Genomic DNA, 9,529 nt, shown 5'->3' with positions numbered 1-9,529 from the left:
CAATTAAACCGCAGGTACAATGCTGGATGAACTTTTTACCACGTTAGCAGACAATAGAATCAGGTTGAAAGCCAGGAGTGATGGCTTTGAAGTAATTGATCCTGAAAACAACCTCACTGCCTCTTTACTGGCCACTTTGAAATTACATAAACCAGCCATTCTGGAGTACCTGACTGCACTGACATCAGCCGGTCAGTTTGTGGCAATGAAACCTGCAGAAAAAAGGGAATACTACCCTCTGTCATCTGCACAAAAAAGGATATATCTCCTGCACCAACTTGATGCGCAGTCGCTCGCCTACAATATACCTTTAGCTGCAGCCGTGGACGGGGCTATTGATATTGCCCTGTTAAATGATGCCTTGCGTGAACTGGTGCAGCGTCACGAGGTGTTGAGATCAGTTTTCGGGATGGTAAACAATACGCCTGTGCAGATGATCGAAAAACAACCACCGGTAAATGTGGAGGAATATGCAGCCGGACAGGAGGTAGAACAGGTGATGTCTTGTTTTGTCAGACCATTTGATCTGACGCAGTCCCCCCTGGTGCGTGTGGGGGTAATTACCGGTAGCAGCCCGGTATTATTGGTGGATATGCATCATATTATTACGGATGCCATCTCTTTTGACAACCTGGTGAAAGAATTTATTCAATTGTACAGGGGCGCGGTGTTGTCTCAACAACAGCTCCAGTACAAAGACTTTGTCATGTGGCAGCAATTCAGGATGAATGCAGGCATGTTAGCCGGCCAGAAAAATTACTGGTTGAATGAGTTCCGGCAGGAGGTGCCTGTATTGGAGCTGCCATCAGACTTCAAAAGACCGGAAATTAAATCGTATAACGGCGGTATAGTAAATATTTCCGTTGACAGCTCACTGGCTATAGGGATAAAGCAGGTAATGGACGAGGCAGATTGCACACCTTATATGTTTTTCCTGTCGGTGTTTGGCATACTGTTATCCAGACTAAGTAATGAAACGGATATCGTCATCGGAACACCTGTCAGTGGCAGATCATCTGTGGATCAACATGGCATGGCGGGTGTTTTTATCAATACGTTGCCCTTAAGGATTAGCTTAAACGGGAATCAGACATATTCTGACTATTTACAACAGATAAAACAAAAGGTAGTACGTGCGCTGGATCACCAGGAATACCCTTATGAAGAGCTGGTGAACGAGCTCCGCATTAACAGGGATGTGAGCAGAAATCCACTTTTTGATGTAATGTTCGCCCTGAACTTCCAGGGCAGCGGGGCAAAGGAAGATATTGGCTTTAAGCTACAGGATTATGAACTGGATGGTAACTCGTCTAAGATGGACCTTAGTTTGTTTGTTGATGAAACAGCGCAAGGGTTTGATTTGAGGTTTGAGTATGCGACCTCTATATTTAAGGCAGATACGGTGAGGCGCTACGCCGGTTATTTTCTGAATATTCTCGGTAGTATCAACCAATTGCCGGATATTCCTTTGGGATGGATTGATTTTGTACCAGAATCGGAGAAGTCTGTTATTGCTGGTTTTAATGAAACAGCCGTTGCTTTCGACCGGGATAAAACAGTGCTCGATTTGTTTTATGAGCAGGTGCAGCGCAATCCGCATCACACGGCACTTATCAGCGGCGATGTAAAGATGACCTATGAACAGTTCAATAAGCAGACAAATAGTATTGCCAACGCCCTGCTGGCAAAGCAAGTCCGGAAAAATGATGTGGTAGCGCTTTACATGGATAGAGGAGTGCATTTCCTGCTCGGTGTTTATGGCATACTCAAAGCAGGCGCGGTCTATCTGCCGGTGAGCCCGTCCTTACCGGAAGAAAGGGCCCTGTTTATGTTGAAGGATAGTAACGCTGTGCTGATGCTGGTATGTGGTCAGCATTCAACAGATTTCCCGGTGGTGATAGACTTACTTTCACATACCTGCGATGAAGATGCAGTAGAAGATGTCAGGCCGGAGGCCAATGATTTGGCTTATATCATGTATACATCCGGTTCTACCGGGGTGCCCAAAGGTGTCATGATCCGGCATCAGTCGTTGATGAATCGCCTGAACTGGATGCAACACGAGTATCCATTAGGAGAAAACGATGTCATACTTCATAAGACCCCGGTAAACTTTGACGTGTCTGTATGGGAGCTCTTCTGGTGGGCGATCGCCGGAGGTACCGTCTCTGTTCTGCCACATTTGGAGGAGAGAGAGCCATATGCTATTATGGAGCATATGAAACGGGATGCGATTACGGTTGTCCATTTTGTTCCGGCTATGCTGAAATCATTCATGGCAGCTACCGGTAACTTCATGCCTGCTACCCTAAAGTGGGTTTTCGCCAGTGGTGAAGCGCTTCTTCCTGAAATAGTAAATAAATTTAAGCAGACCTACCCGGGTGATTCATGGCCGCGGTTAGTGAATTTGTATGGTCCTACCGAGGCAACAATTGATGTTACCTGCTACGAGTGTTTTCATGAAAATAATTATGAAACTATACCTATCGGGAAGCCAATACATAACACCACGCTACATATCCTGAATGAATTTGGAATACAACAGCCATTGGGTGTGGCAGGAGAGCTATGTATTGGCGGGGAAAATCTCGCTGCGGGCTATGTGAACAATGAGGCACTCACCGCAGAACGGTTTGTATATAACCAGCAATTGAAAAAACGGATCTATCGTACCGGCGATCTGGCCAGTTGGCGCAGTGACGGAAATGTTGAGTTTCTGGGGAGGATAGATCATCAGCTTAAAATACGCGGATACAGGATTGAACCAGGTGAGATAGAATATCATCTCCGACAGGTACCAGGTATTGATGATGCAGTGGTGGTGGGCCAGGTAATGGGCAATGAAGTAACATTATGTGCGTATTATACCGGTGATCCATCCATCCGGGAAGATGGCATCAGGGCCTGCCTGTCAAAGGTCATTCCCGCATACATGGTGCCGGTCTTCTTCGTACCCATGGATGAAATTCCGTTGAGCGCCAGCGGAAAAGTAAACCGGAAAGTATTGCCGCTACCCAATATGACAGGTGGCCAGGTCGTAACAGCACCTGTAACAGCCTATGAAAAAACATTGCAGGAGATATGGGCTGCGGTACTGGCAATCGACAAGAAATTAATTGGGGTAGATACAAATTTTTTCTCGCTCGGAGGACATTCACTGACAGCTATTGCCGTACTTTCTAAAATAAATGAACAGTATACAACAAGATGCTCACTAACAGATTTTTTCCGAAACCCCACCATTGGCGCGTCCGCTTTATTCCTTGGAAAAGCGAAGAAAGATGCTTTCCACCGGGGAATAAAGCCCGCAGAGCAAAAAGAATACTACCGGTTATCGTCTGCACAGCGAAGAATATATTTATGGCAGATCAGCAATCAGGGATCTACGGCGTATAACATGCCATTTCTGTTTCGTATAAACCAACCCGTAGCGGAATCAGCAATAGTGGATCTTTTTTATTCCCTGATGCAAGTCCATGAAATATTAAAAACACGTTTCGTAATGGTGGACGATGAGCCGGTACAGCTGCTGGATAAAGCGCTTGTTCCCGAAATTATCCGCCACAATGGCCCGGCAGAAGAAATGATCCGTCCCTTTGATCTTGAGAATGGACCATTGCTGAGATTGGGATGGATCCATAATGAAAGAGAAGGACAGCTTTTGTTTGTTGATATGCATCATATTATTGCCGACGGACTTTCAATCCGGGTAATGATTAATGATTTTGTGAGTATGCTATCCGGTACTCCTGTTCCAAAACGGGCTATTCAATATAAAGACTATAGTGAATGGGAACGATACAACCGGAATTCCGCAGCTATGGCCGAACATGAAGCATATTGGCTGGGAAGGCTTAGTGGTGGCATTCCTGTAATGGACCTTCCCTACGATTTTGAAAACAAAAGCAGAGATTATACCGGTAACAACCTGCATTTTTCCCTGACACGGGAGCAGAACCAGGTGTTAGCAGGAATAGCAGAAAAGGGGCATGTAAGCCTGTTCTCTGTATGCTTATCCGTCTTTTCTATTCTCTTATCCAGGCTGACAGGGCAGGATGAAATGATGATCGGGGTTACACAGAGCGGCAGAAACCATGTAGACGAAGAAAACGTGGCAGGACCGATCGTTAATTTACTGCCATTGAAATTAAAGATAGACAGCAGCTTAGGGTTCCCTTCGCAGGTGAAAGCAATTTTTGATGTTCTGCTGGAAGGTATGGAACATAGTGCTTACCCATATGATGCATTGGCGGACAAATTACAGATCGAACGGCCGGCGGGTAGTAATCTGCTCTTTGATGTTGCCTGTTCGTTTTATTCAACAGACAACGATGAGGATAAGAATAATGCAGATGGTTGGGAGCTGTTGCCGCTTAGAAGCGACGTGGCGAAATTTAATCTGGGGCTGTATATTGAAAATAGTGGCGGAAATATTCATTTGAGTTTTGAGTATAATAAAGGTTGTTTCAGGAAGGAAACAATAGAGCGGTTCAGAGACTATTTCCTGTCAATGGTAGATCAGATTGGCCGGTCGGCAAATAACGTGCAATTACTTGCAGACAGAGAAAGAGAAGAAATAATCAGGCAACTTTCAGGTCCACGGAAAGTGATGGGTAAAGCTACCTTTTATGAAACGTTTAAGAGAATCGCTCAGGAGTACCGGCATGATCCCGCAGTAATATTCGATGATGAGACATTGACTTATGAACAGTTGGAAAGGAAAGCAGGAGCCATGTCCGGCCTGCTGGTCAGCAGGTACGCTTTAATCCCGCAACACAGGGTGGCGGTAATGTTGAAAAGATCTCCGTATCTGGTGTTAAGCATGCTGGCTATTCTGAAGGCCAACCTGGTAATTGTACCAATTGATCCCGAATTGCCGGAGGAATTGATCCGCTTTATTATGAAAGATGCAGCGGTGAAGTTACTCATTACAGACACATCCCTGGGTGAACGATATAAGAATCATCCCGAATGCCCTGTTTTTGACATAACAGAATCAATCGACGGTACGGATACAAGTGAAACGATCCTATACCAACAGGATGACCTGGCGTATATTATTTACACATCAGGCTCTACAGGACAGCCTAAAGGAGCAATGATTGAACATGCCGGCTTTATGAATTACCTGGACTGGGCTAATCGTTTTTACTGTAAAGGAGACCGGGGATTTACAATGGGCCTTTTTACACCTGTCTCCTTTGATTTTACTCTTACCTGCATTTTTACCACCCTTTTACGGGCGGATAAATTGATTGTTTATAGTCAGGACAGGCATATCTCTGATATATTAACGGATGTTTTCAATGCTCCCTCGGCAATTAATCTTGTTAAACTTACCCCCTCACACGTAGACATACTGGCACACCTGCCGCTTAAGGAAACGGCTGTGACAGGAGTAATACTCGGCGGAGAGGAAGTGATGCCACGGCATGTGGAGATATTAAGGGGAATGAGAGCGGATATGTTAATCTATAACGAGTATGGTCCTACGGAGGCCACCGTCGGTTGTTGCATTAAAGAGATAAAAGATGAATTGGCGCCTATCAGCATAGGCGTTCCCATAGACAATACCACTGTCTTTTTGCTGAATGCGCATAATGAGATATTACCGGTGGGTATTAAGGGAGAACTCTGCATCGCCGGTATCCAACTTGCCCGTGGCTATACCGACCCGGATCAGACCCGTGCGAAGTTTATAACATTGCCCCGTCTGGGCGGCATCCGGGTTTACAGAACCGGTGATATGGGAAAACTGCTTGAGAATGGAGAGCTGGCCTATCTCGGCCGTTTGGACGACCAGGTAAAGATCAGGGGGTACCGCGTAGAACTCCGGCAGATCGCCGCGCAGTTGTCGCAAATGGAGCATATTGGGGAGCTGCATGTAGATACCTTCAAAAGAGAAGACGGTACCACCGGCATCGTAGTCTATTACAGATCCGATGAAACAATTGCATTCAAAACATTCCTGCAATATGCGGAGCAATGTTTACCTGTTTACATGATTCCTTCCTATTTTATCAGATTGGAGGAGATTCCACTGAATATCAATGGGAAGGTAGACCGGAAAAGGCTGCCCGACCCTTTGACCATTCCCGATGGCATTTCTTTATCCGTGGAGGAAGAAATAACAGATCCACTGGCATTGACACTGCGAAGTATCTGGGGAGGTATTCTGCAGATACCGGAGAGCCGTATTTCGATGCATAGTAACTTTTACGAATTAGGTGGGCAATCCATCAGCGCCATTATGCTGGTATCAAAAATACTGAAGCAATGTCAGGTTAAGCTGGAGGTACGGCAAATTTTGCATGCACCTACGCTTAAAGGGCAGCTGGGATTGATCAGGGCTGCCACGCTGGTAAGGTTCAGGGCCATTAAACCGGTTGAAAAGAAAGAGTTCTATAAACTGTCTAGTGCCCAGGCAAGACTGCTGGCGTTTAGCATGTTGGACAGGAATGACATCAGCTATAATATGCCCGGTGCTATTAAAGTGTCCGGAAATCTGGACGTGGAACGTTTCACCGGCGCTATATCGGCTTTGCTGAAAAGGCATGAAATATTAAGAACATTATTTCATTTTAAGGATGGAGAGATGTACCAGGTGGTGACGCCTGCATCAGCATTCCATATCGAATATCTCGATCACCGGGATTCAGATACAGCTATTGAAGAACTGATGAAGGCATTTGTCCGGCCATTTCAGCTCGATCAGTCCATTCCACTGCGTGTAAGCCTGGTGAAATTAGCTGATGGAAGTCATCTTATCCTGCATGATATGCATCATATTATTTCCGATGGAACATCCGGATCAATTTTTATCAGGGAATTTATTGATTTGTATGCTGGTAAAGAGTTGGCGCCACTTTCCATTCAGTACAAGGATTTTGCCAACTGGCAATTGGTAAATACAGCTCATTCCCTGTTGCAGCAGCAGCGGACATACTGGCAGACAATGTTTGAGGAGATGCCACCTGCGCTGGAATTGCCGGTTGATTTTTCTTCCGGTGCAACGGTGGATGCTGGCGGTGCAAAGGCCGATTTAACAATACCAGCCTCGATTGTAACCCCATTGAAAGAATTGGTCACAAAAGAAAAGGTAACCATTTTTAGCCTGCTGTTAACGGCCTTTAATATATTGTTTTCGAAATGTTGTCGTAGTGAAGATGTGGTAATTGGTGTTCCTTTTGAACACAGGAATCACGCAGACCTGGAAGGGCAGATCGGTGTATATCTCAACCTGCTGCCACTGAGAAATTATCCGGCAGCCCGGAAAATGATGCTCAGTTTTCTGAAAGAAGTACAGGCAGGCCTGTCGCTTGCGATGGAGCATGCCGACTATCAGTTTGAACAACTGCTGGAAGATATTAAGCCGGCAAGAGTGGAAGGGCGCGACCCGCTGTTTGATGTCTATGTAAACTTCCTCAATTTTACTACCGGCATCGATAATGGTATTGCGGACCTGACTTTTTCACCTGTAGATACAAATCATGTTCAGGCCAAGTATGCGATATCATTTTATATATCAGAGCAGGAAGGAGATATCAATATTACCTGCGTATATAAGTCTCACCTGTTCCGGCCGCAAACGATACAATACTTATTGCAGGAATTTAACCGTTTGTTGACGGACATTGCATCAGATCCCCATAGACCTATCAAAGACTATCGGTTGTTTCATGATCTGATGGTAACCGGTCAGGAGAAAGATATCCCCGCTCATCCACCGGTTTTTGCAAAGGAAGCCATCTATCAATCGATAGGAGCGCGTTTTGAACAACAGGTCGCTAACTTTGGAGAAAGAACTGCTATCGTCTGGAATAATAGCCGGATGACATACCATGAATTGAATCAACAGGTGAACCGCCTGGCAAATTATATCCTAAGTATTGCCGGAGGGAAGCAAACCGGGAACATCGCCTTGCTCACTTCCCATCGTATTTATTCAATAGTGGCAATAATGGGCGTACTGAAATCTCCTTTTAGTTACATTCCAATGGACGTTAATTACCCGGTGGCCAGGTTGGATACGATTTTAAAAAGCAGTGAAGCATGGGCAATTGTTACAGATACCGCGCATGTAAAACTGGCAGAGCAGCTGGCAGAGAGAAGTGGCGCGCAAATCATCTGCATTGATCAGCTTCCCGCTGGTAATGTAGCGAATCCGGACCTGGATATATCCCATGATGCAACTGCATATATATTGTTTACTTCGGGATCTACCGGCGAACCCAAAGGGGTAATACAGTCCCACCGGAATGTGCTGCATTTCTGTCGTGTTTATACAAACAGGCTGCAAATACAGACGGAGGACAGGCTGACGCTTTTTGCCACCTATTGTTTTGACGCGGCAGTAATGGATATTTTTGGCGCCCTGTTAAATGGGGCCTGCCTGTATCCCTACGACGTAATGACTGATGGCAACATGCACCGGCTGAAAGAATGGATGGTTAACCAGGATATAACCATATTCCACGCGGTTCCCAATTTATACCGGCAACTTTACAAAACACTGCAAACCGGAGAAGTATTGCCATCAGTAAGGTGGGTGGTAATGGGAGGAGAGGCCGTATACAGGCAGGATGTGATAGCCTATAAAGATCATTTCCGGGATGATTGCCTTTTTATAAACGGATTAGGCCCAACGGAATCGACGGTGACGCTGCAAAATGTTATCGATAAACATTCACGTATTGATAGAGATGTGGTATCCGTGGGTGTACCTGTAGATGACACGGTAGTGCTGATTCTTGACAATGAAGGGGAAGAAGCGCCTGTCTACGGGGAAGGTGAAATAGTATACGAAAGCGATTACCTGGCACTGGGGTATTGGAAAAATGACACACAAACCAGACAGTCCTTTGCAGTAGATGCGCGTAGTCAAAAGCTGAGATACAAATCTGGCGACATTGGCAGGAGATTACCGGATGGTACTATTGAATATATCGGAAGAAGAGATAAGCAGGTAAAAGTCAGAGGATTCAGGATAGAACTGGCGGAGATAGAAAATAGCCTGCTACAATACGATCAGTTGGATGCTGCTGCGGTCGTGTTCAAAAGGGAGATGGGGGAAGGAAGCCTGGTTTGTTTCTATGTTTGCCATGTGGAATTGGAACCCCGGATGATCAGGCAACACCTGCTGGGAAAAATACCCGCTTATATGATTCCCGACCGTTATGTGCGAATGGGCAGTTTGCCCGTAAACAGTAACGGAAAAATAGATAGGAATTTGTTGGAAGGATATGAAATAACAAATGACATAGCTGCAGATGATCCGGCGTTTACCCCTTTTGAGCTGACATTTGCTGCACTATGGAAGGAAATACTGGGAGTTGGTAACATTCGTCGCAATGATTCCTTTTTTGACCTGGGAGGAAACTCTATCACCCTGATCAGCATGTTGACCAGAATTGAAAAGATATACCACGTTTCGCTGCCGGTCCCTCTTTTTATTACGCAACAGTTTTATGAAATAGCGGAAAATCTTGAAAGCAGCGTACATCAGCTGGCGCTTTCTCAAGTATAATTG

General features: G+C 45.4%; 1 protein-coding gene. It reads left to right on the top strand.

Going from position 1 to position 9,529, the window contains the following annotated elements; genetic code table 11:
* The first annotated feature begins 19 nt into the window (after positions 1-19).
* The gene (locus ABIE50_RS21245; protein ID WP_209859915.1) at positions 20-9,526 is read left to right on the top strand and encodes a non-ribosomal peptide synthetase; all 9,507 of its coding nucleotides are present in this window, start codon (positions 20-22) and stop codon (positions 9,524-9,526) included.
* The last annotated feature ends 3 nt before the right edge of the window (positions 9,527-9,529 follow it).

Source organism: Chitinophaga sp. OAE865, from assembly GCF_040546735.1.
Lineage (GTDB): Bacteria > Bacteroidota > Bacteroidia > Chitinophagales > Chitinophagaceae > Chitinophaga > Chitinophaga polysaccharea_A.
This window is presented reverse-complemented; position numbering and strand designations above follow the sequence as displayed.